This is a genomic window from Delftia tsuruhatensis NBRC 16741, assembly GCF_001571325.1.
In the GTDB taxonomy this organism is placed as follows: Bacteria; Pseudomonadota; Gammaproteobacteria; order Burkholderiales; family Burkholderiaceae_C; genus Comamonas; species Comamonas tsuruhatensis.
In genome coordinates this window covers 286,127-308,666 of sequence record NZ_BCTO01000010.1, presented here as the reverse complement: position 1 = coordinate 308,666, position 22,540 = coordinate 286,127, and the positions used below count along the sequence as shown (strand labels likewise).

At 66.5% G+C, this 22,540-nt stretch carries 15 protein-coding genes; 8 read left to right on the top strand and 7 right to left on the bottom strand.

All coding sequences use genetic code 11. The features are described 5' to 3' along the window. Window positions 1–110: 110 nt before the first annotated feature. The 3 genes from DTS01S_RS04445 to DTS01S_RS04435 all read left to right on the top strand — a co-directional run bounded on the left by DTS01S_RS04445 (window position 111) and on the right by DTS01S_RS04435 (window position 5,583). Window positions 111–2,090, top strand: coding sequence for a sensor histidine kinase (locus tag DTS01S_RS04445; protein ID WP_047217417.1), 1,980 nt, complete (start codon window positions 111–113; stop codon window positions 2,088–2,090). Further along, window positions 2,078–4,147 (top strand): sensor histidine kinase, encoded by a 2,070-nt coding sequence (locus DTS01S_RS04440; RefSeq protein WP_017405185.1) that lies wholly within the window; start codon window positions 2,078–2,080, stop codon window positions 4,145–4,147. The genes DTS01S_RS04445 and DTS01S_RS04440 overlap by 13 nt, the downstream gene beginning before the upstream one ends. Window positions 4,148–4,260: 113 nt before the next feature. Beyond that, window positions 4,261–5,583, top strand: a complete 1,323-nt coding sequence (locus tag DTS01S_RS04435) for a tetratricopeptide repeat protein (protein ID WP_017405184.1) — start codon at window positions 4,261–4,263, stop codon at window positions 5,581–5,583. 9 nt (window positions 5,584–5,592) lie between these two features. Here the strand turns inward: DTS01S_RS04435 and DTS01S_RS04430 are convergent, their stop codons facing one another. Next, a complete protein-coding gene (locus DTS01S_RS04430; protein ID WP_016445747.1) occupies window positions 5,593–6,201 on the bottom strand; it encodes an HNH endonuclease in 609 nt (202 codons plus the stop codon). Window positions 6,202–6,358: 157 nt separating this feature from the next. Between DTS01S_RS04430 and DTS01S_RS04425 the strand changes: the two genes are divergently transcribed. The 4 genes from DTS01S_RS04425 to DTS01S_RS04410 all read left to right on the top strand — a co-directional run bounded on the left by DTS01S_RS04425 (window position 6,359) and on the right by DTS01S_RS04410 (window position 12,821). After that, entirely contained in the window at window positions 6,359–7,408 is a 1,050-nt protein-coding gene (locus tag DTS01S_RS04425) for a bifunctional riboflavin kinase/FAD synthetase (RefSeq protein ID WP_026062338.1), read from the top strand. Between the two features lie 105 nt (window positions 7,409–7,513). After that, entirely contained in the window at window positions 7,514–10,369 is a 2,856-nt protein-coding gene (gene ileS, locus DTS01S_RS04420) for an isoleucine--tRNA ligase (RefSeq protein ID WP_017405182.1), read from the top strand. Between the two features lie 18 nt (window positions 10,370–10,387). Continuing rightward, entirely contained in the window at window positions 10,388–10,903 is a 516-nt protein-coding gene (gene lspA / locus DTS01S_RS04415) for a signal peptidase II (RefSeq protein ID WP_016445744.1), read from the top strand. Window positions 10,904–11,156: 253 nt separating this feature from the next. After that, on the top strand, window positions 11,157–12,821 hold the full coding sequence (locus DTS01S_RS04410) for a Na/Pi cotransporter family protein (protein ID WP_016445743.1): 1,665 nt from the start codon (window positions 11,157–11,159) through the stop codon (window positions 12,819–12,821). A 21-nt stretch (window positions 12,822–12,842) separates the two neighbouring features. Here the strand turns inward: DTS01S_RS04410 and DTS01S_RS04405 are convergent, their stop codons facing one another. Both DTS01S_RS04405 and DTS01S_RS04400 read right to left on the bottom strand, forming a co-directional pair. Then, window positions 12,843–13,667, bottom strand: a complete 825-nt coding sequence (locus DTS01S_RS04405) for an NUDIX hydrolase (protein ID WP_016451091.1) — start codon at window positions 13,665–13,667, stop codon at window positions 12,843–12,845. Continuing rightward, window positions 13,664–14,644, bottom strand: a complete 981-nt coding sequence (locus tag DTS01S_RS04400) for a quinone oxidoreductase family protein (protein ID WP_016445741.1) — start codon at window positions 14,642–14,644, stop codon at window positions 13,664–13,666. The genes DTS01S_RS04405 and DTS01S_RS04400 overlap by 4 nt, the downstream gene beginning before the upstream one ends. A gap of 141 nt (window positions 14,645–14,785) precedes the next feature. On the opposite strand from DTS01S_RS04400, the gene DTS01S_RS04395 reads away from it, so the two are divergent. Beyond that, a complete protein-coding gene (locus DTS01S_RS04395) occupies window positions 14,786–15,697 on the top strand; it encodes a DMT family transporter (RefSeq protein WP_016445740.1) in 912 nt (303 codons plus the stop codon). Here DTS01S_RS04395 and DTS01S_RS04390 read toward each other — a convergent pair. From DTS01S_RS04390 to DTS01S_RS04375, 4 genes are all read right to left on the bottom strand, one after another. Further along, on the bottom strand, window positions 15,672–18,422 hold the full coding sequence (locus DTS01S_RS04390; protein ID WP_016445739.1) for a bifunctional diguanylate cyclase/phosphodiesterase: 2,751 nt from the start codon (window positions 18,420–18,422) through the stop codon (window positions 15,672–15,674). The two genes, DTS01S_RS04395 and DTS01S_RS04390, sit on opposite strands and share 26 nt — an antisense overlap. A 183-nt stretch (window positions 18,423–18,605) precedes the next feature. Next, the gene (locus DTS01S_RS04385) at window positions 18,606–19,403 is read right to left on the bottom strand and encodes an SDR family oxidoreductase (protein ID WP_016445738.1); all 798 of its coding nucleotides are present in this window, start codon (window positions 19,401–19,403) and stop codon (window positions 18,606–18,608) included. Between the two features lie 140 nt (window positions 19,404–19,543). Next, window positions 19,544–20,860, bottom strand: a complete 1,317-nt coding sequence (locus DTS01S_RS04380; RefSeq protein ID WP_017405800.1) for a DUF3422 family protein — start codon at window positions 20,858–20,860, stop codon at window positions 19,544–19,546. Window positions 20,861–21,013: 153 nt separating this feature from the next. Then, a complete protein-coding gene (locus DTS01S_RS04375) occupies window positions 21,014–22,525 on the bottom strand; it encodes a tripartite tricarboxylate transporter permease (protein WP_016445736.1) in 1,512 nt (503 codons plus the stop codon). Between the last annotated feature and the right edge of the window lie 15 nt (window positions 22,526–22,540).

The following is a 22,540-nucleotide window of genomic DNA, read 5'->3' as shown; positions in this document are numbered from 1 at the left end:
AACACTCTCGAATGCTCACAGTTCAGAGAAACACACAAAAATTTACTTTTATTGCATGGATCACGGTATCGCTCGGGCTGCTCGCATTTTTCGTGCTGAGCCCGGCAACCATGTCTCCCCCTGACAAGGGACTGCGTCTGGGCAAGGACCTGCCGATGCAGGTGCTTGCCGATGCGGGCCGCAGCATGACCATTGAACAGGTCGCGGCCCTGCCCGATGATGCCTTCGAAACCCGGCGCACGCCTCTGAACGAGGGCTATACCCGCCAGGCTTACTGGGTGAGGGTTGCCATGCCTGCCCTCGCACCCGCCAGTGCGCTGGCCGGCAATGATCCGCTGTGGCTGGAGATCACGCCCACCTATCTGGACAGGGTCACGCTCTACCAGCAGGCGAATGGCCTGTGGCAGGCACGCGAAAGCGGCGACACGGTGCCCATGGCCCAGCGCATCCATGTGCGCCAGCTGGTGTTTCCACTGCGCGCCGGCCAGCCCTTTGTGCTGCGCATCGAGACCAGCAGCGCCATGCAGCTGTACGCCACGGTCTGGCGCAGCACGGGGCTGATGGCCTGGCTGTCCAGCGTGGAGTGGGCCTCGGGGGTGCACCAGGGCGTGAACCTGGTGCTGACCTTGCTGATCGCCGGCGCAGCCCTGGCCCTTCGCATGCGCAGCCTGATGGCCATGACGCTGCTGGCGTTCGTGGTTCTGACCCACAACGCCAATGTGCGCGGCTATGCCCAGCTGTGGCTGCCCGAGCCCTGGGCGCCGCATGCGGATATCTGGGTGAGCGTGGGCGTCTTCCTGCTGCCTGCCGCCTTTGCCTGGCAGGCACGCGAGACCTTGACGCGCGGAACGATCTGGCGCCGCATCGACCGCATGCTGGTGCTGCTGACCTTGGCGCCGCTGCTGGCCTTGCTCAGCATTCCCATGGGGCACTACACGCAATGGGCCTGGCTCGGAGTCAGCGTCCCCTGGATGGCCAGCATGCTGAGCGCTCTGGTGGCCTGGAAGAACCTGCTCCGCCAGGGCCCCAGCATCGTCAACCTGCTGGTGCTGATTCCCTACACGCTGCATGCGGTCATGGGCATCCACGTGGCTGCAGCGTTCACGGGGCTGGTGTCCTCCGACATCGAAGCCGGCATGTACTGGCAACTGGAATCGCTGCTGCTGTACATCCTCATCATCATTGCCGTGGGCGCCAGCCTGGTCGAGAAATTCCAGAACTCCATGGACAGGCAGGCGCAACTGGTGGAGTCATTGGCCCGCTCCGAGCACGCGCTCGAAGGCCGGGTACGCACACGCACGGCCGAGCTGCTGCATGCACAGAACGCGCTGCAGGCCGCGCTGCACGGCGAACGCACCCTGCGGCTAGAGCAGCGCCAGTTCTTCAACATGGTCAACCATGAATTCCGCACGCCGCTGGCCGTGGTGGACAGCGCGGCCACGGAGCAGTTGACCTTTCCGTCCACCGACATCGACTCCCAACTGGAGCGGGCCGCCCAGATCCGGCGTGCCTGCAGGCGCCTCACGGCCCTGGTGGACAACTGCCTGGTCAGCGACCGCCTGGACGCGCCTGCGTTCCGGCTGCAGCTCGACCGGGTTCCGGTGACGGACCTGATCGACGATGCCGTACAGCTCGTGCACTGGTCGCGCCGCCATCATCTGAGGCTGGAGACTGCCGGCATCCCCGCCTCCTGGCAGTGCGATCCCACGCTGGTGCGCATCGCCCTGTCCAACCTCGTGGACAACGCCGTGAAATACGCCCAGGCCGGCGAAATCGCCGTGTGTGCCCGCCTGGACGGGCAGGGCCGGCTGGAGCTCACCGTCAGCGACGAGGGCCCTGGCCTGGCGCCCGAGCTGGCGCAGCGCATCTTCGAGCTGCACGAGCGCGGAGAGCGCTCGGACCAGACCCGAGGCTTCGGCCTGGGCCTGTGGGTGGCCCGGCGCGTGGCCCAGATGCACGGCGGCGATGTGCAGGTCACGCCAGCTGCGGGCGGCGGCACCTGCTTCACGCTGACGCTGCCCTGCAGCATTCCCGAAGACAGCGGCCTTGCCACAGCTGCAACACAGCCCGCCTCGCCATGCGCATCCTGAACCTGCTGCGTGTCCTGAACCGTCTGGCGCTGCCGGGCTGGCTGGTGTTTTCGCTGGTGCTGGTGGTCTGCTTCATCCTCAGTCCGGCCTGGCAGTCCCTTCCAGCCAAGCGCCTGCAGCTGGGCACGGACCTGCCCATGCTGGCGCTTGTCGATGCGCAGGGCAGCCTCACCATCGACCAGGTGGCAGCCCTGCCCGATACGGACTTCACCGCGCTCGACACACCGCTGAACAAGGGCTACACGCGCGATGTGTATTGGCTCAAGGTGCAGGCTCCCTATATCGCCGCCGGGAAGATCGACCCCGAGCAGGACCCTCTGTGGCTGGAGATCCTGCCCAGCTACCTGGACCAGGTCGCGCTGTACCAGTACATGGACGGCGCCTGGCGCATGCGCAGCAGCGGCGATACGGCAACCGGCGAACCACGGGTCCATGTGCGCCAGCTCGTGTTTCCGCTGTACACGGACCAGCCCTTCATCCTGCGCGTGCAGACCTCAAGCCCCATGCAGCTGGACGCCACGATCTGGCGCAGCAGCGGTCTGATGACGCAGTTCTCGGCCGTGGAATGGGCATCGGGCATCCACCAGGGCATCAACCTCATGCTGGCCCTGCTGATCATCGGGGCCGCCCTGGCCTTGCGGTTGCGCAAACTGGCCGCCATGGCCGTGGCAGCCATCGCCGTACTGATCCATGGCGCCAGCGACCGGGGCTACCTGCAGATCTGGCTGCCCGACCATCTGGCGCACTGGGGCCATCTGTGCGTCAGCCTTGGCACCCTGATGCTTCCCGCCGCCCTGGCCTGGCAGATGCGCGAGCTGCTGACCCGCGACACACGCTGGCGGCGCATGGACCGGGCCCTGCTCGCCCTGGGAATCATCCCGTTGCTGTGCCTGCCAAGCATCCCGCTCGGCCGCTACCAGGACTGGGCCTGGATAGGGGTCGGCGCGCCCTGGGCCATCAGCGCGTTGTTTGCGGTGGTGGCATGGAGCAATCTGCTGCGCGATCGTGCCAGCCTGGTCCATGTGCTGATGGTCGTTCCCAGCACCATGTACGGGCTCATGGGGCTGTATGTGACGGCAGCCTATGTGGGCCTTGCCAGCCTGCCCACCATAGAGACCAGCGTTTTCTGGCAGCTCAACACCTTGCTGGTCAACATCGTGATCACCGTGGCCGTCGGCGCCAGCCTGATCCAGAAATTCCGGGACTCCATGGCACGCCAGGCACAACTGCTCGAATCCCTGGCCAAATCCGAGCATGCGCTGGAAGAGCGCGTGCGGCTGCGCACGGCCGAGCTGCTGCGGGCGCAGAACGCGCTGCAGGCGGCGCTGCACAGCGAACGCACGCTGCGACTGGAGCAGCGGCAGTTCTTCAACATGGTCAACCATGAGTTCCGCACGCCGCTGGCCGTGGTGGACAGTGCCGCCACCGAGCAACTTTCCTTTCCCTCCCCCGACATCGACTCCCAGCTCGAACGCGCCGCCCAGATCCGGCGCGCCTGCAGACGCCTCACGGCCCTGGTGGACAACTGCCTGATCAGCGACCGCCTGGACGCTCCCGCCTTCAGGCTGCAGTTGCACCGCGCTCCCGTCATGGAGCTGGTCGATGATGCCGCGCAGCTCGTGCACTGGTCTCGCCGCCACCGTCTGCGCCTGGACAGCGCGCAGGCGCCCGCCATCTGGGAGTGCGACTCCACGCTCATCCGCATCGCACTGTCCAACCTCGTGGACAACGCCGTGAAGTACGCCAAGGCCGGAGAAATCACCGTGCGCGCGCGCACCGACGACCGTGGTCAGCTGGAACTCACCGTCAGCGACCAGGGCCCAGGCCTGGCGCCCGAGCTGGCGCTGCGCATCTTCGAGCGCTTCGAGCGCGGCCACCGCTCCGACCAGGCCCGCGGCTTCGGCCTGGGCCTGTGGGTCGCCCGGCGCATTGCGCGACTGCATGGCGGCGACATACAGGCGGCACCTTCACCGGAGGGCGGCACGAGCTTCACGCTCACGCTGCCGCCGCATCCCGCTCCCGCTGCGCAGTCCAAAACCTTGCAGACAGCGGCTTGAAACATGATGCGGCGAAGAATCCACGATAATGAAAAGTTCGCCACTGGCGTGGCCTGTCGGCATTTGCCGCCATCAAGGCCCGCCTCATCCTGGCCATAAACACACACCTGTCCATGAGCGCTACTTCCATCCCCGCCGATATCAACCGCAAGCACCTGGAAATGGCTCGCCAGCAGATCTCCAACGGCGATCTGCGCAAGGCCGCACAGACTCTGAACAAGGCTCACCGCAAGATGCCTGGCGATGCCCGCGTATTCATGCTGGCAGGGCTGATGGCAGAGAAGGCAGGCAACCCCGCCAAAGCAGAGGAAGCCTTCAATCGCTGCGTTGAACTCGCACCGATGTGGGGTCCGGGTCTGCTGGAATCGGCCCTCTACCGTGCGCGTCGCGATCAGTTCGATCTCGCCATTGAAATGGCGGAGAAAGTGGCGCGCATCGAGCCCCGCAATCCCCAGGTGCTGGCCGGCGTTGTGGACATCGCACACCGTGCCGGCAAGCTTGAAATGGCCGTCCTTCACCTTCGCAGGGGACTGGAACTTTTCCCCAACGATGCTCTGCTGCGACAGCATCTGGCTGCCGATCTGGCCGAATTGGGAGAACACTCCGAGGCGCTCCAGATATGGAACGCCCTGGTGGATGAATTCCCGGAACAGCCTGCCTACAAAATGGGGCGCATCAAGGTCCAAATCGCACGTGGCGAAACCACAGCGGCTCTGGACGATATCCGGACGCTCGAGGCGAAATTCCCGCAGGACGCCACACTGGCCTACTACGCGGCGCTGGCACGAGCCGAGACTCCCAAACATATTCCAGTAAAGATGCACCAGGCCATGTTCGACGAGATGGCCGGGCGCTTCGACAAGCATCTGGTTCTTGGCCTGAACTACCAACTACCGAAAATCGTTGCTGGCCAGCTGATGGAACGCCACCCGGCCAAGGACTTCAATCTGCTGGACCTGGGCTGCGGCACCGGCTTGCTGGGGCTGTTCCTGGGTCCGATGCAAGGCTATCTGATCGGCGTGGATAGCTCGCTCAAGATGATCGAGGAAGCTGCCAAACACGGCGTCTATGACCGTTTCCACAATGTGGATCTGGTGGATGCGCTGCAAAACACACCGGCCAATGAATACGATGTTCTGACCCTGCTGGACGTGTTGATCTATATCGGCGATCCCCAACTGGTTGTTCCCAACGCGGCACGCATTCTCAAGACAGGCGGCGAGCTCATCCTCTCCTGCGAGACGGCTCCGGAAGATGGCCCGGACCTGATCCTGCAGCCCAAGCCCAGCCAACGCTACGCCCACAAGCGCAGCCATATCGAAGCATTGTGCAAGCAAGCGGGCTTCAGCGTATCGACCGAGGAACTGGTGCTGCGGCAGGAAGGCGGGCAACCGGTTCAGGGCTTCGTCGTGACCGCAACCAAGACCGCTGCCTGACAGTTCTCATCAAGCCCACGCCACCTCGTGCGTGGGCGCACCACCGTCCCCGACGAGGCTATCGCGCGCCCAGCGCGAGCTTCTGGGCACGTGCAGCAGCAGAAACTCCATCTGGTCCGCCAGAATCCGTCGGTTGCGCAGGATGAAGTCTTCCCAGAGGCTGGGTACATAGGGCGTGTAGAGCAGGGGCATGCGCGCCTGTTCAGGCGTGCGGGCGCCCTTGCGGTGGTTGCAGGAACGGCAGGCAGTCACCAGATTCATCCAGTGATGGCCGCCGCCTGCGGAGATGGGCACGATGTGTTCGCGCGTGAGGTCGTTTTCGTGGAAGACCCGGCCGCAGTAGGCACAGATGCAGCGGTCGCGTGCGAACAGCTTGCCGTTGGTCAGGCCCGGCTGCAGGCTGTGCGGATTGATGGAGGGCGCACCGCGCGTGCCGATGATGCTGTTGATGTGGATGACCGACTGGCAGCCCGTGACGGCATTGTGGCCACCGCGGAAACAGGCGACTTCCCCGCCGGACTCCCAGCGCACATCGTCCGCCGCGTAATGCAGCGCCGCCTGCTCCAGCGTAATCCAGGATTGGGGCAGCCCTTGGGCCGACAGCTTCAAGACCTTCACGACACGCCTCCTCTGACACCAAGGTGAACGGGAATGCAGCCAGTGCACAGGGCCTGCAAGGCAGGCCTTATCGAGGCAATATACTCTGTTTCCGTGTCGGATTGACAGCCTGCGCTGGCTGCGCGCGTGCCAGCCGCTATTGAAAACAAAGCGTCCCATGAAGATTTTTCGAGGCTTCAACCATCCAGGGCGAGAACCGGCCTGCGCCGTCACCATCGGCAATTTCGATGGTGTTCACAGGGGTCACCAGGCCATGCTGGCCCTGCTGTCGGCTGAAGCTGCCCAGCGTGGCGTGCCCACCTGCGTGCTGACCTTCGAGCCCCATCCGCGCGACTACTTCGCCCAGGCCCTGGGCCGGCCCGAGATCGCGCCGGCGCGCATAGGCACGCTGCGCGACAAGCTGTCGGAGCTGCAGCGCTGCGGCGTGGACCAGACCGTGGTGCTGCCCTTCAACCGGGCGCTGGCCAGCCAGGCGCCCCAGGCCTTCATCGATGAGGTGCTGGTGGCCGGCCTGGGCGCGAAATACGTGCTGGTCGGCGACGATTTCCGCTTCGGCGCCCAGCGCGCGGGCGACTACGCCATGCTGGACGCGGCAGGCCAGCGCCAGGGCTTTGACGTGGCCCGCATGAACAGCTACGAAGTGCATGGCCTGCGCGTGTCCAGCACCCATGTGCGCTGCGCCCTGGCCGAGGGGCGCATGCAGGATGCGGCGCGGCTGCTGGGTCATCCCTACACCATCTCCGGCCATGTGGTCCACGGGCGCAAGCTGGGCCGCAGCCTGGCCGAAAGCCGCCAGGGCGCGGGCGACGGCTTTCGAACGCTGAACCTGCGCTTCAACCATTGGAAGCCCGCGGCCAGCGGCATCTTCGCGGTACTGGTCCATGGACTGCATGAGCGTCCTCTGCGCGGCGTGGCCAACCTCGGTGTGCGCCCTTCCCTGGACCCGACGGATGTCAACGGCGGGCGCGTCCTGCTGGAAACCCACTGCCTCGATTGGCCCGGCGCGCCGGGAGGCGAAGAGGCCTACGGTAAAATCATCCGCGTGGAACTTATGCACAAACTGCACGACGAGCTGAAGTACGACAGTCTCGACGCCCTCACCGCCGGCATCGCCAAGGACTGCGATGACGCGCGCGCGTTCTTCGCCACCATCCACACACCCATCTACACCGAGACCCGTCGCCAGACCACGCGCGACCGAATTTGACGATCTCCGTCACCTGCCCGGGCGCGGGTGCGCACCAGGCTTCCTCCCCTTTTTCCCGTGCCTGGACCAGACGGTCCGGGCTCTGGCCTGCTTTCAAGGTTCTCCATGTCTGATTCGAAAGTCTCTCCCAACGCCAATGCGGGCTATCGCGCCACGCTGAACATGCCCGACACGCCCTTCCCCATGCGCGGCGACCTGCCCAAGCGCGAGCCGGGCTGGGTCCAGGAATGGGAGGACAAGGGCATCTACAAGAAGCTGCGCGATGCGCGCCACGGTGCGCCCAAGTTCATCCTGCACGACGGCCCGCCCTACGCCAACGGCAAGATCCACATCGGCCATGCGGTGAACAAGGCGCTCAAGGACATGATCGTCAAGAGCCGCCAGCTCGAGGGCTTCGACGCCATGTACGTGCCGGGCTGGGACTGCCACGGCCTGCCCATCGAGAACGCCATCGAAAAGCTGCATGGCCGCAATCTGCCGCGCGACGAGATGCAGGCCAAGAGCCGTGCATTCGCCACCGAGCAGATCGCCCAGCAGATGGTGGACTTCAAGCGCCTGGGCGTGCTCGGCGACTGGGACCATCCCTACAAGACCATGAACTACGCCAACGAGGCCGCCGAGCTGCGCGCCTTGAAGCGCGTCATGGAGCGCGGCTTCGTCTACCGCGGCCTCAAGCCGGTGTACTGGTGCTTTGACTGCGGCTCCTCGCTGGCCGAGTTCGAGATCGAGTACGCCGACAAGCAAAGCCAGACGCTGGACGTGATGTTCCCCACGGCCGAGCCCGACAGGCTGGCGGCCGCCTTCGGCCTGGCCTCGCTGGCCAAGCCCGCCTTCATCGTCATCTGGACGACGACGGCCTGGACCATCCCCGCCAACCAGGCGCTCAACGTCAACCCCGAGCTGGAATACAGCCTGGTGGATACCGAGCGCGGCCTGCTGATCGTGGCCTCCGCCCTGGTCGAGAAATGCCTGGCACGCTGGAAGCTCGAAGGCCAGGTCCTTGCCACCGCCGTGGGAAGGAAGCTGGACCACCTGCAGTTCAAGCACCCGCTGGCCCACGTGGACAAGGGCTTTGACCGCGTCTCGCCCGTGTTCCTGGCCGACTACGCCACGGCCGATGACGGCACCGGCATCGTGCACTCGGCCCCCGCCTACGGCGTGGACGACTTCAACAGCTGCATGAACAACGGCATGACGCGCGATGACATCCTGAGCCCCGTGCAGGGCAACGGCGTCTACGCACCCGAGCTGCCGCTGTTCGGCGGCCAGCACATCTGGAAGGCCGTCCCCGTCATCATCGATGCGCTCAAGCTGGGCGACCGCCTGCTGGATACCACGACCATCACCCACAGCTACCCGCACTGCTGGCGCCACAAGACGCCGGTGATCTACCGCGCCGCCGCCCAGTGGTTCATCCGCATGGATGAGGGCGAGGGAGTGTTCACCAAGCCCGGTGACAAGCCCGCGCAGACGCTGCGCCAGATCGCGCTGGAAGCCATCGAGCACACCCAGTTCTACCCGGAGAACGGCAAGACCCGCCTGCGCGACATGATCGCCGGCCGGCCCGACTGGTGCATCTCGCGCCAGCGCAGCTGGGGCGTGCCCCTGCCCTTCTTCCTGCACAAGGACAGCGGCGAACTGCATCCGCGCACCATGGAGATCATCGACCAGGCCGCCGCCATGGTCGAGCAAGGCGGCATCGAGGCCTGGAGCCGCGTGACGGCCGAGGACATCCTGGGCGCCGAGGAAGCCGTGCACTACACCAAGAGCACCGACATCCTCGAAGTCTGGTTCGACTCCGGCTCCACCTTCTGGCATGTGATGCGCGGCACGCACGCCGACATGCACCACGACCAGGGCCCCGAGGCCGACCTTTACCTGGAAGGCCATGACCAGCACCGCGGCTGGTTCCATTCGTCGCTGCTGCTGGCCTCGGCCATCTTCGGGCGCGCGCCCTACCGTGGCCTGCTGACCCACGGCTTCACCGTGGACGGCCAGGGCAAGAAGATGTCCAAGTCGCTGGGCAACACCGTCGCCCCGCAGGACGTGAGCAACAAGATGGGCGCCGAGATCATCCGCCTGTGGGTGGCCTCGACCGACTACTCGGGCGACCTGGGCATCGACGACAAGATCCTGGCCCGCGTGGTGGACGCCTACCGCCGCATCCGCAACACGCTGCGCTTCCTGCTGGCCAACGTCAGCGACTTCGACGCGGCGAAAGACTCGGTTGCCACCGAAGAGCTGCTGGAAATCGACCGCTGGGCCCTGGCCCGCGCGGCCCAGTTCCAGGCCGAGGTGCTGGCCCACTACAAGGTCTATGAATTCCACCCCGTGGTGGCCAAGCTGCAGCTGTTCTGCTCGGAAGACCTGGGCGGCTTCTATCTGGACGTGCTCAAGGACCGCCTCTACACCAGCGCGCCCAAGAGCCTGGCCCGCCGCAGCGCCCAGACCGCGCTGCACCAGATCACGCACGCCATGCTGCGCTGGATGGCGCCCTTCCTGTCCTTCACGGCCGAAGAGGCCTGGAAGGTCTTCGGCGACAGCGAGTCCATCTTCCTGGAGACCTACACCGACCTGCCGGCCGGCGACGAGGCCCTGCTGGCCAAGTGGGCCCGCCTGCGCGAGATCCGCGACGTGGTGAACAAGGACATCGAGGCCGTGCGCGCCGAAGGCCGGGTCGGCTCCTCGCTGCAGGCCGAAGTCCGTGTCTCGGCGCAGCCCGAAGACCTGGCCCTGCTGCAAAGCCTGGGCGACGACCTGAAGTTCGTCTTCATCACCTCGGCCGCCGAGGCCCTGGCGGGCGAGACGCTGCAGGCCGCCGTCACACCCAGCAGCCATGCCAAGTGCGACCGCTGCTGGCATTACCGTGCCGACGTGGGCATCAACCCCGAGCACCCCAGCCTGTGCGGCCGTTGCGACAGCAACCTGCACGGTGCCGGCGAAGAGCGCCGCAAGGCGTAATCCCACCGAGGCGCTGCCATGACCCCTAGCTTTGCCGCAGTCCCCGAATCCCGCAGCCGCCGCATCTGGCCCTGGCTGGCCTGGTCGCTGGCGATCATCGCCATCGACCAGCTCACCAAGCAGTGGATCCTTGATGCCTACCAGCTGGGCGACTGGACGCCGATCACGGGCTTTTTCAACATCGTGCGGGCCCACAACACGGGGGCGGCCTTCTCGTTCCTGGCTGGAGCCGGTGGCTGGCAGCGCTGGCTGTTCGTGGGCATCGGCGCGGCGGCCACGCTGCTCATCGTCTGGCAGTTGCGCAAGCATCCGGGGCAGAAGCTGTTTTGCTTCTCGCTGGCCAGCATCCTGGGCGGTGCCATCGGCAACGTGGTGGACCGCCTGCAGCACGGCTACGTGGTGGACTTCCTGGACTTCTACTGGGGCCGTTCGCACTTTCCGGCCTTCAATGCGGCCGACATCGCCATCAGCGTGGGCGCGGCCCTGCTGATCCTGGACGAGGTGCTGCGCGCACGGCGGGCCAAGGGCGCCTGATCCCTGCCGCAGCCGGAGCCGCCGCCAGCCCCTCTTGCGAGGGGCTTTTTCATTGAGGGGGCCACCGGCTGCATGCCGGCGGGTTTTCCTCGGGTTTTCCTGAGTGCGTTTTGGGTCAACCGAAATTCTTTTCGATTCGTTTTATTTCTACAATTTTCCTTATTTCGCACCAAACTGTGCGCTCATGCGGCCGACTCTCCTGCGCGCAAGCCGGGACCGGGGTTATATTGGTCCGCTTCTCCGCTCACAGCACATGAAGCACTTACTCAATCTACTGGCCGCCATCGCCCTGCTGGTCTGGGGCACGCACATGGTCCGCACCGGCGTGCTGCGGGTGTTCGGCGCCAACCTGCGCAACCTGCTCGCCCACAGCATGAGCAACCGCTTCTCGGCCGCGCTGTCCGGTCTGGGCGTGACTGCGCTGGTGCAGTCGAGCACGGCGACCTCGCTGATGACCTCGGCCTTCGTGGGCCAGGGCCTGATCTCGCTGCCGGCCGCGCTGGCCGTGATGCGCGGCGCCGACGTGGGCACGGCGCTGATGGCCGTGCTGTTCTCCACCGACCTGTCCTGGCTGTCGCCGCTGTTCATCTTTGTCGGCGTGGTGCTGTTCATCACGCGCCAGGACACCACGGCCGGGCGCATAGGCCGCGTGCTCATCGGGCTGGGCGTGATGCTGCTGGCCCTGCGCCTGGTGGTCGATGCCACCGAGCCGCTGCTGGAAGCCCCCGCCGTGCGCACCCTGCTGGCCTCTGTCACCAGCGACATCTTCATGGAGCTGCTGCTGGGTGCGCTGCTGGCCGTGATGGCCTATTCCAGCCTGGCCATCGTGCTGCTGATCGCGGCCATGGCCAGCTCGGGCGCGATTCCCATGGAAGTGGCGCTGGGCCTGACGCTGGGCGCCAACATCGGCAGCGGCCTGGTGGCCGTGCTGACCACGGCCAAGTCCAGCGTGGAGGTGCGCCAGGTCACCATCGGCAACATGCTGTTCAAGATCATGGGTGTGGCCATCGTGGCGCCCTTCCTGGGGCTGTGGGCCACCTATGTGATGCCGCTGATCGACGGCAAGGGCCAGAACATCGTGCTGTTCCACCTGGCCTTCAACATCTTCAACAGCCTGTGCTTCATCGGCCTGACGCAGACCGTGGCGCGCTGGGTGACGGCCCTGCTGCCCAAGCCCGAGGCCAGTTCCACCAGCCTGCTGCGGCCCCGCCACCTGGACCCCTCGGCGCTGAGCACGCCGTCGCTGGCCATTTCCTGCGCCGCGCGCGAGGCCCTGCACCAGGCCGACATGGTCGAGTCCATGCTGATCGGCATGCAGCGCGTGCTGGAGACCGACGACCTCAAGCTGTCCCAGGAGCTGCGCGAACTCGAAGGCACGGTGGACGACCTGTACTCGGCCATCAAGTACTACATGACCAAGATCTCGCGCGCCGAACTCGACGAACGCGAGGGCCAGCGCTGGACCGAAATCATCAGCTTCACCATCAACATGGAGCAGATCGGGGACATCATCGAGCGCGTGCTGCTGGACATCGAGGACAAGAAGATCAAGAAGGGCCGCCAGTTTTCCGAGGCCGGCACGCAGGAGATCCGCGAGCTGCTGCACCACCTGCTGGACAATCTGCGCCTGGCCATGAGCGTCTTTCTCAACGGCAATGTGCGCGAGGCCCAGAAGCTGCTGGAGGAAAAGGCGCGCTTTCGCGATCTGGAACTGGCCTACTCGGCCACCCACCTGGCCCGCCTGTCCGACAACACCGTCTCCAGCATAGAGACCAGCTCGCTGCACATCGACCTCATCAGCGACCTCAAGCGCATCAACTCGCTGCTGTGCTCTGTGGCCTATCCCATCCTGGAATCGGCCGGCGCCCTGGCGCCAAGCCGGCTCAAGGAATCGGCGCTGGACAAGGCGGCGCGCTGAGGCGCAGCAAGCCTTGCCCGTTCACCAGCCCAGCCAGGCCGCCAGCACCTGGGCGGCCTCGGGCGTGAAGCGGTCCTGCAGCAGCCATTGCACGAGCTGGTCGCGCTCTATCAGTGCAAAGGCCTGCACCTCGCCATCCTGGTTGCTGGGCTCCAGCGCAGCCGGCACGGTGGCGCTGAACCAGTCGATGCGTTCGCGCATGAAGCCACGGCCCTCGGCCTCGTCGCTGGGGCGCTCGAACAGTACGTGGCCGCCATGGCGCAGGCCCTGCAGCTCGCCCACGCGCAGGCCGGCCTCTTCCCAGGTTTCACGCTGCACGGCTTGTTCCAGGGTATCGTGCGCGGCCACCATGCCGCCCATCAGCGTGTCCCACATGCCGGGGTTGGTGGGCTTGCTGTCGGCGCGCTGCTGCACCCAGATGCGGCCGTCGGCCGTCTCGCCCACCAGGTGCACGGCCAGGGTGGCAATGCCCAGCGGACGCACGGCGCCACGCTCCACGGTGCCAATGCGCTGACCCTGCACGTTGCACACTGCCAGTTGCTCATCGCGCCAGGGGCCGCTGTGGCCGCAGGCTCGCAGCACGCGTGCCAGGGCGTTGAGCAGGGCCGTGGCATCACCTTCGCCCTGCAGGTGCCAGTGGCCGGCCTGCTGCCGCAGCGCCACGCCATGGGCCTGCATCACCCCGTCCGGCAACTGCGCAGCCAGCCCATCTTCCAGCGAACCGATTTCCTCTGCCGCCACCTGAAGCGGCCGGCGCGGCTGCAGCGCAGGCTGGCGGGTTGCGGCGCGCACCCGGTTCAGCCATGCCTGCACGCCTGGGTCGGCTGGGCTCTTTTCCCCGTTCATGGCAGCAAGATGGTGGAGCCCGTGGTCCTGCGTGCCTCCAGGTCCAGATGGGCCTGGCGCACCTCGGCCAGCGGATAGCGCTGGTCGATGTGGATCTTCACGGCACCGCTTTCCACCACGGCGAACAAATCGTCGGCCATGGCCTGGGTGGCCTCGCGGCTGGTGATGTGGGAGAACAGGGTCTGGCGCGTCACATACAACGACTTGGCGGCCAGCACGGCGGGTGCGAAAGGCGCCACGGGACCGGATGCGTTGCCGAAGCTGACCATCAGCCCAAAGCGCCGCAGGCAGGCCAGCGAGCCTTCCCAGGTGTCCTTTCCCACGCTGTCGTAGACCACCTTCACGCCCTGGCCGCCCGTGATTTCCTGCACGCGTTCGGCGAAGTTCTCGCTGCGGTAGTTGATGGCATGGGCCGCGCCGTTGGCCAGGGCCAGCGCGCACTTCTCGTCCGAGCCTGCCGTGGCGATGAGCTGCAGGCCCATGGCCCTGGCCCATTGGCAGGCAATCAGGCCCACGCCACCGGCCGCCGCATGGAACAGCACGGCATCACCCGGTGCCAGGCCCTCCACCGGAATGCATTTCTTGAGCAGGTACTGGGCCGTCAGGCCCTTGAGCATCATGGCGGCAGCCGTCTCGAACGCGATGGCGTCGGGCAGGCGGCACACGCACATGGCGGGCATGACACGCACTTCGCTGTAGCTGCCCGGCGGATTGCTGGCATAGGCCACGCGGTCGCCCACGCCCAGGTGCTGCACGCCCTCTCCCACGGCCTCGACCACGCCTGCGCCCTCCATGCCCAGGCTCAAGGGCATGGGCAGCGAGTACAGGCCCGAACGCTGGTAGACATCGATGAAGTTCAGGCCCACCGCATGGTGGCGTATGCGCACCTGGCCCGGCCCGGGCTCGCCCACGGCGACCTGCACCAGCTCCAGGACTTCGGGGCCGCCGTTGTGGCGGATCTGCACTGCAATACCCATGGGATGCACTCCTGCAAAAAACCAACAAGAGCGGCATCGTGCCATGTTTCGGGAGGCCACGCGCAAGACGCTGCACCGGGCCCGCACAGGACTGGCGCAAGGCCGGCAAAGAGCGTTCGCAGCACCTATAGTGGCGGGCCTATGAGCCACACGAGCCCGCCGCTGAAGCTGTCCACCGCCGCCATCCTGACGCTGCCGCCCCTGCTGTGGGCCGGCAACGCCATCGTGGGCCGCCTGGTCCATGACCTGATCTCGCCGTTTGCGCTGAACTTCCTGCGCTGGGCCATTGCCTTTGTCCTGCTTGTGCCGCTGGCAGGATGGGCACTGGGCCGCAGCAGCGGCACCTGGAGCCACTGGCGGCAGTTCGCCGTGCTGGGCCTGCTGGGCATCGGCTGCTACAACGCGCTGCTGTATCTGGCGCTCAAGACCTCGACGCCGCTGAACGTCACCCTGGTCAGCTCCAGCATGCCGGTGTGGATGCTGGCCCTGGGCCGCATCGTCTGGGGCATTCCCGTCAGCCGGCGCCAACTGCTGGGCGCACTGCTGTCGATGCTGGGCGTGGCCGTGGTGTTGTCGCGCGGAGATCCTGAGCTGCTGCTGCATCTGCAGCTCGTGCCCGGCGATCTGTTCATGGTGCTGGCCACCATGGTCTGGGCCCTCTACACCTGGCTGCTGTCCAAGGCGCAGGTCCCGCAGCGGCTGCGCTCGGACTGGGCAGGCTTTTTGCTGGCCCAGATGGTCTTCGGCCTGGTCTGGTCCGGCCTGTTCACGGGCGGCGAGATGGCCATGGGCCAGTTCCACATTCAATGGGGCTGGCCTCTGGGCGGGGCACTGCTGTTCATCGCCCTGGGCCCGGCCATCCTGGCCTACCGTTTCTGGGGGCTGGGCGTGCAGCGCAGCAGCCCGGCCGTGGCGGGCTTTTTCGGCAATCTGATCCCGCTGTTCACCGCCCTGCTGTCGATCGCGCTGCTGGGCGAAGCGCCGCGCCTGTATCACGGCCTGGCGTTCGTACTCATCGTGGGCGGCATCATGGTGTCTTCGCGCCGGGGATAGCCTTGGGCAGGCCGTGTGCCGCGGTGCGCACGGGCACCTTGGCCAGCAGCTGTTCGAACGCGCGGATGGGAACGGGCGGGCTGAACAGATAGCCCTGGAAGTACTCGCAGCCGTAGTGCGCCAGCAGGGCGCGCTGCTCCAGCGTTTCCACGCCTTCGGCGATCACATCCAGGTTGAGGTTGCGAGCCATGCCGATGATGGTCTGCACGATCACATCGTCGGTATGGCGCATGCCCAGGTGGCGCACGAAGGACTGGTCGATCTTGAGCTGGTTCAGCGGCAGCTGGGTGAGGTAGGTCAGCGAGGAATGGCCGGTGCCGAAGTCGTCCATGGAAAAGCACACGCCATGGCTGCGCAGCTGCTTCATCTTGGCGATGGACTCCTGCACGTTCTCGATCACCAGCGACTCGGTCAGCTCCAGCTTGAGCAGATGGGGGGCGATGCCTGCGCTGCGCACCTGCTCGATGACCTGGGAGGCAAAGTCCTGGTGGCGAAACTGGCGGGCGCTGACATTCACGGCCACCTGCAGATGGCGCAGCCGCGCATCCTTTTGCCAGGCGGCCAGCTGCTCGCAGGCCGTGCGCACCACCCACATGCCCAGCGGCACGATGATCTCGCTTTCCTCAGCCACGGCGATGAACATGCCGGGCGGTACCAGGCCGCGCTCGGGGTGGCGCCAGCGCAGCAGGGCTTCGGCACCGATGACCTCGCCTGCCAGCGTGAACTGGGGCTGGTAGTGCAGCTCGAACTGGGACTGCGCCAGGGCCTGGCGCAGGTCGCCCTCCATGCGCACGCGCTGGTGGATCTCCACCTGCATCTGCGGATCGAAGAAGCACAGGCCGCTGCCGTTGCGCGCCTTGATCTGGTACATGGCGATGTCCGCCTGCTTGAGCAGCTCGGCCGCCGACTGCGGCTGGCGGCCGAACAGCGTGGCGCCAATGCTGCAGGCGCTGCGGTGCAGGTGGGCACCCAGCACATAGGACTGGTTGAGCCGCGCCAGGATCTTCTCGCCAATGCGCTGGGCCAGCGTGGCCGCCTCGGCAGGCTCGTGCGACAGCTCGCAGAGCATGACCACGAATTCATCGCCCCCCAGGCGCGCCACCGTGTCCGAAGAGCGCACGGCGCTGCGCAGCCGGTGCGCCACCTGCTGCAGCAGCTGGTCGCCCACTTCATGGCCCAGCGTGTCGTTGAGCATCTTGAACTGGTCCAGGTCCAGGAACAGCAGCGCCCCGGTCCAGCCTTCGCGCGCAGCCAGCACCGTGGCCTGGGCCAGGCGGTCCAGCAGCAGGCGGCGATTGGGCAGGCTGGTCAGCGGATCGTAGAAGGCCAGGCTTTCGATCTCGGCCGTGGCCAGCCGGATATCGGTGACATCGTTGTAGGTGATGACCACGCCGCCCTCGGCAGCCGGGCGCGCCGTCATCTGTACGAAACGGCCGCTGGCCAGTTGCTGCTCCATGGGGACGCCAGGACGCAGCACCAGTTGCCGGTGCAGGTCCTTCGCCTCATCGATCTGCTCCGGCGCCGCCACCAGACCCACGGCGCTGGGGCTGGCATCCAGCAGGGATTGCAGGGGCCGGCCGGGCTCCAGCTGATCCGCATGCCATGGAAACATCTCCTCGTAGCAGCGATTCCAGCGCAGCACGCGCTGCTGTGAATCCAGCAGCAAAAAGCCGCTGACCATGCTGTCCAGCGCCTGGTCCAGCCATTGCTCGGAGCGCTGTGCCTGACGGCGCGCGGCATGCAGGCGATCCATGTAGCGGTGGACCGTCCAGCCCAGTATGGCCAGCAGCACGCCGAAGATCATCACGGCCAGCACCATCAGCCAGGCCGCCACACGCCAGCCCGCCAGCACGGAGGACATGGGCAGGCTGGCCGTGACCCACAGATTGCCCTTGGGCAGCGGATGCGCGGCCACCAGGGCGGGCACTCGGCTCAGGCGTGCGGCCATGGGCATGACGCCGCTGGACGCCAACTGCGATGTCGCCGGCAGCAACCGCGCAGCCGAGGCCTCGCCGTAGGGGGGCATGGACAGCAGCAGCTCGCCGCTGCCCTGCTCCAGCGTGACTTCCAGTCCGTCCAGCACGCCGCCCTGGGCCAGCACCGCGCCCAGCGCCGCCACCGGCACCTGCATCAGCACATAGCCACCTTGCTGCGCACGGCTCAGCGGGCGCACCAGATAGAGCATGCGCTCGCCGCCCGGCGGCTGCGGCGCCACGGAGGGCGGGCTGGCCAGCAATTCTGAGCGGCTTTGGGCCGCAAGGCGCTCCCAGGCCTGGGCCGGCAGATCAATGGCCGGGCCATCGCCCGAAGCCGCCAGCTCGCGGCCCTTGGAGTCGTGCACGGAGGCGCGGCGCGCCAGCGTGTTCTGCCGCTCCATGGCGTGCAGCATCTCCTGCAGTTGCGGCTGCGAGGCCGATGCGGGATCGCGCGAACCCAGCCATTCATCCACCCCCATGGCCAGTGCGTCCAGGGATTCAAGGCTGCGGCTGATGGCCGCCTCGGTACCGAGCACAAAGCGCACCAGGCGCAGCGATGCCTCTTCCTGCGCGGTGGTGCGCATGCCGCTGAGCAGCCAGACGACGGCGGCCGCCAGGGCCACCGTCAGCAGCACGAGCATCAGGCCCAGGGTATGGCGCATGCCTGGGGGACTGAGCGCAGCCGCCGGGCGCGCGGAGGGGCCTGCAATCGCCTGCGACCAGTCCGTCTGGTGGGACAGTTCGCTCATCTCCCGGCTCCCTGCATGGCATGCGACATGGGCAGGCTGCGGCGAGGCCGCTGGCCGCGATGCAGGGCCGGGGTTTTCAAGACCGCCCCTGTCCGCCGCCCGTTTGCAACTGCGCGGCCATGCCTGGCACTGCCCGGGGCTTGCGGGCTCCGGAGGCGGTCATGGTCGCAGTGCCCTGGCGCATCAGAAGGTTCCTGCGTACAGGCCGCCGTCGGGCAGGATGTTCTGGCCCGTCATGTAGCCTGCGTGGGCGCTGCACAGGAAGGCGCAGATGGCGCCGAATTCATCGGGCGTGCCGAAGCGGCGCGCCGGCACCTGGGATTGCTGCACCAGGCGCACATCGTCCAGGCTCTTGCCGCTCTTGTTGGCGGCGGCCGTGAAGGTGGTGCGCAGGCGGTCGGTGTCGAACTTGCCGGGCAGCAGGTTGTTGATGGTCACGCCCTTGGCCGCGATGCCGCTGCGCGCCAGGCCCGCCACAAAGCCCGTGAGGCCGCTGCGCGCGCCGTTGGACAGGCCCAGGATGTCGATGGGCGCCTTCACGGCGCTGGACGTGATGTTGACGATGCGGCCGAAGCCGCGTGCCGCCATGCCGTCCACCGTGGCCTTGATCAGCTCGATGGGCGTGAGCATGTTGGCGTCCACGGCCTTGAGCCAGGCCGCGCGGTCCCAGTCACGGAAATCGCCGGGAGGCGGGCCGCCCGCATTGGTAATGACGATATCGAAATCCACGCCCGGGCCGCCGGCGGCCGACAGCACGGCGGCACGGCCTTCCTCGGTGGTGATGTCGGCGGCAACGGCCAGCACCTTCACCTGCGGCGCGAGGGCCGCAAGGCTGGCCGCGGCCTCCTGCAGGGCCTCGGGATTGCGCGCATTGATCACCAGGTTCACACCCTCTTGCGCCAGCGCCTTGGCACAGCCAAAGCCCAGGCCCTTGCTGGCGCCACATACCAGGGCCCACTTGCCCGCGATTCCCAGATCCATGTCTCACTCCTGAACAAACACAACCTTGCTCGATCCTTGCAGAACGGCAGCGCACATTGTGCGCGAGGCTTCGACGCTTTCACGCCAAACGTGAGAAAACGTGAACTCGCCGGCGCACCGGCGAGCCCCTGGCGCTGCCTTCAATGCGCGCCGCCGCCGTGCTGGCCACGGAACAGCCTGTGGTGCAGCCTGCGCAAGGACCACCACACACCCAGCGCCACCACGGGAATGGCGACGGCGGCCGTGCTCTCCGGCGACCAGGGCCAGCCCAGGGCCTTGGCGCCCTTGGCCAGATAGCTGATCAGGCCCGTAAAGTAGTAGGTGATGGCGGCCACGGACAGGCCTTCCACCGTGGACTGCAGCTTGAGCTGCATGTCCTGGCGCTGGTTCATGGCGCCCAGCAGTTGCTGGCTGCTTTGCTGCTGCTCGATCTCCACGCGCGTGCGCAGCAGGCTGCTGACGCGCGAGACGCGCTCGGACAGCGCGTTCTGCCGCCGCGCCGCCCATTCGCAGGTGCTGCGCGCCGGCGTCAGGCGCCGGTCCATGAACTCGCGGATGGTCTGTATGCCGTCGATGCGTGATTCCTGGATGTCCTGAATGCGCTTGTCCACCAGCTCGAAATAGGCCGCACTGGCGGAAAAGCGCGAGTGCGTGGTGGCGTACTCGCTCTCCACCTGCCCGGCCAGGCGCGTGAGCCGGTCCAGCAGCGCCGGCTCGGCATCGCGGTCCGCCAGGCGGATGGAATGGGCCAGGGCCGCCAGGTCCCGCTCGGCCGTGGCCAGAACGGCAGCGGCCTGGCGGGCGGCAGGCAGGCCCAGCAAGGCCGCCATGCGGTAGGTCTCGATCTCCAGCAGGCGCTGCACCAGCCGCCCCAGGCGGCGCGGCGACAGCGATTCGCCGGCCAGCAGCAGCATGCGCGAGAAGCCATCGGCATGGATGGCGAAGTCCGTGTAGACCTTGCCCGCATCGCCGGCCACGCGTGCGCCCACCAGCGTGTCTTCCTGCAGCAGGTGGCGCACCAGATGCGGCTCGTTGATCGCCTGCTCCTGCAAGGCCCACAGGTGCAGGCCGCTCAGGCACTGGCCAGGCAATGCAGCCAGCCAGTCGCGCGGCACGTAGTCGATGGCGGCCTCGGGCTCGCGCACATCGTCCATGCCGGCCTGCGACATGTGCTTGCTGAAGGTCCAGCAGACGAATTCCGTGTGCAGCTCCCAGCGCAGGTGAAAGGCGCCCAGATCGATGAGCACATGCGTGGTCGCCGCATCGGGCGGGGGCAGGTGGTGGTTGCGCAGCAGGGTGGCCACATGGGCGCGGCTGGCCTCGCGCTGGGCCGCATCGGTGAGCATCACCACGTGGGTGATGGCCAGCGGCGCCTGCATTTCCTCGGCGGGACGCGCATGGATCTCGTTGTGCAGCAGCACGCGCAGCGGGTGCTGGGATGACAGAAGTGGGGACATCGTGACCTCGAAAGACTGCGCGCTATTGTGCAGGCACGGGCGCTGCGTCCTCCTGCCATCCGGGATCAACAGCTTTCACGTGCATTTCTCGTCGACGCAAAAAAAAACGGCCCCGAAGGGCCGTCAAGCAACATGGTTGCAGCGCTGAGGCGATCAATCCTCGACGAATGCTTCTTCGCGCTTGTTCTTCACTGCGGGCATCAGCACCACCACCAGCAGCACCACGGCGGCGAGCAGCAGGCCGGCCGAGATCGGACGGGTCACGAACACGCTCCAGTCGCCACGCGACAGCAGCAGCGCACGGCGCAGGTTTTCTTCCATCATCGGGCCCAGGATGAAGCCCAGCAGCAAGGGAGCCGGTTCGGTGCCCAGCTTGTGGAACACATAGCCCACGAAGCCGAAGATACCCACCATCCACACGTCCCAGGTGTTGTTGTTGGTACCGTACACGCCGATCGCGCAGAACAGCACGATGGACGGGAACAGCCAGCGGTAGGGCACGGTCAGCAGCTTGATCCAGACGCCGATCAGCGGCAGGTTCAGGACGATCAGCATCAGGTTGCCGATCCACATCGAGGCGATCAGGCCCCAGAACAGCTCGGGGTTGCTGGTCATCACCTGCGGGCCCGGCTGGATGTTGTGGATGGTCATCGCGCCCACCATCAGTGCCATCACGGCGTTGGGCGGAATGCCCAGCGTCAGCAGCGGGATGAAGGAGGTCTGCGAACCTGCGTTGTTGGCCGACTCGGGCGCGCACACGCCACGGATGTTGCCTTGGCCGAAGGGGACTTCGCCCGGCTTGAGCTTGGTCTTCTTCTCGATGGTGTAGGCAGCAAAGGCCGACAGCATGGCACCGCCACCGGGCAGGATACCCAGGGCAGAACCCAGGGCCGTGCCGCGCAGCATGGCAGGCAGCATGCGCTTGAAGTCCTCGGCGGTGGGCATCAGGCCCGTCACCTTGGCTGCGAACACTTCGCGCTCGTCCTCGGGCTTGGACAGGTTGGCAATGATTTCGCCGTAGCCGAACACGCCCATGGCGATCACGACGAAGTCGATACCGTCGGTCAGTTCGGGAATGTCGAAGCTGTAGCGGGCCACACCGGAGTTCACGTCGGTACCGACCATGCCCAGCAGCAGGCCCAGCACGATCATCGCAATGGCCTTGAGCAGCGAGCCCGAAGCCAGCACCACGGCGCCGATCAGGCCCAGGGTCATCAGCGAAAAGTACTCGGCAGGGCCGAACTTGAAGGCCACTTCCGTCAGCGGAGGCGCGAAGGCGGCCAGGATCACGGTGCCCACGCAGCCTGCGAAGAACGAGCCGAGTCCTGCGGCAGCGAGAGCGGGTCCCGCTCGCCCCTTTCTGGCCATCTGGTAGCCGTCGATCACGGTCACCACGGACGAGGATTCACCCGGCAGGTTCACCAAAATGGCGGTGGTCGAGCCACCGTACTGCGCACCGTAGTAGATACCGGCCAGCATGATCAGCGCCGCCACCGGAGGCAGGGCGTAGGTCGCTGGCAGCAGCATGGCGATCGTTGCCACGGGGCCGATGCCTGGAAGCACGCCGATGAGCGTACCGAGCAGACAGCCGACGAAGCAGTAGATCAGGTTCTGGAAAGTGAAGGCGACGCCGAAGCCGGTCGCCAGGTTCTGAAAAAGTTCCACGGACGATGCTCCTGC

Bases quoted from the DNA above. Each gene is read 5' to 3' on its own strand.
- DTS01S_RS04445 (WP_047217417.1), top strand. From the start codon at position 111: ATGTCTCCCCCTGACAAGGGACTGCGTCTGGGCAAGGACCTGCCGATG.
- DTS01S_RS04440 (WP_017405185.1), top strand. From the start codon at position 2,078: ATGCGCATCCTGAACCTGCTGCGTGTCCTGAACCGTCTGGCGCTGCCG.
- DTS01S_RS04435 (WP_017405184.1), top strand. From the start codon at position 4,261: ATGAGCGCTACTTCCATCCCCGCCGATATCAACCGCAAGCACCTGGAA.
- DTS01S_RS04425 (WP_026062338.1), top strand. From the start codon at position 6,359: ATGAAGATTTTTCGAGGCTTCAACCATCCAGGGCGAGAACCGGCCTGC.
- ileS (WP_017405182.1), top strand. From the start codon at position 7,514: ATGTCTGATTCGAAAGTCTCTCCCAACGCCAATGCGGGCTATCGCGCC.
- lspA (WP_016445744.1), top strand. From the start codon at position 10,388: ATGACCCCTAGCTTTGCCGCAGTCCCCGAATCCCGCAGCCGCCGCATC.
- DTS01S_RS04410 (WP_016445743.1), top strand. From the start codon at position 11,157: ATGAAGCACTTACTCAATCTACTGGCCGCCATCGCCCTGCTGGTCTGG.
- DTS01S_RS04405 (WP_016451091.1), bottom strand. From the start codon at position 13,667: ATGAACGGGGAAAAGAGCCCAGCCGACCCAGGCGTGCAGGCATGGCTG.
- DTS01S_RS04400 (WP_016445741.1), bottom strand. From the start codon at position 14,644: ATGGGTATTGCAGTGCAGATCCGCCACAACGGCGGCCCCGAAGTCCTG.
- DTS01S_RS04395 (WP_016445740.1), top strand. From the start codon at position 14,786: ATGAGCCACACGAGCCCGCCGCTGAAGCTGTCCACCGCCGCCATCCTG.
- DTS01S_RS04390 (WP_016445739.1), bottom strand. From the start codon at position 18,422: ATGAGCGAACTGTCCCACCAGACGGACTGGTCGCAGGCGATTGCAGGC.
- DTS01S_RS04385 (WP_016445738.1), bottom strand. From the start codon at position 19,403: ATGGATCTGGGAATCGCGGGCAAGTGGGCCCTGGTATGTGGCGCCAGC.
- DTS01S_RS04380 (WP_017405800.1), bottom strand. From the start codon at position 20,860: ATGTCCCCACTTCTGTCATCCCAGCACCCGCTGCGCGTGCTGCTGCAC.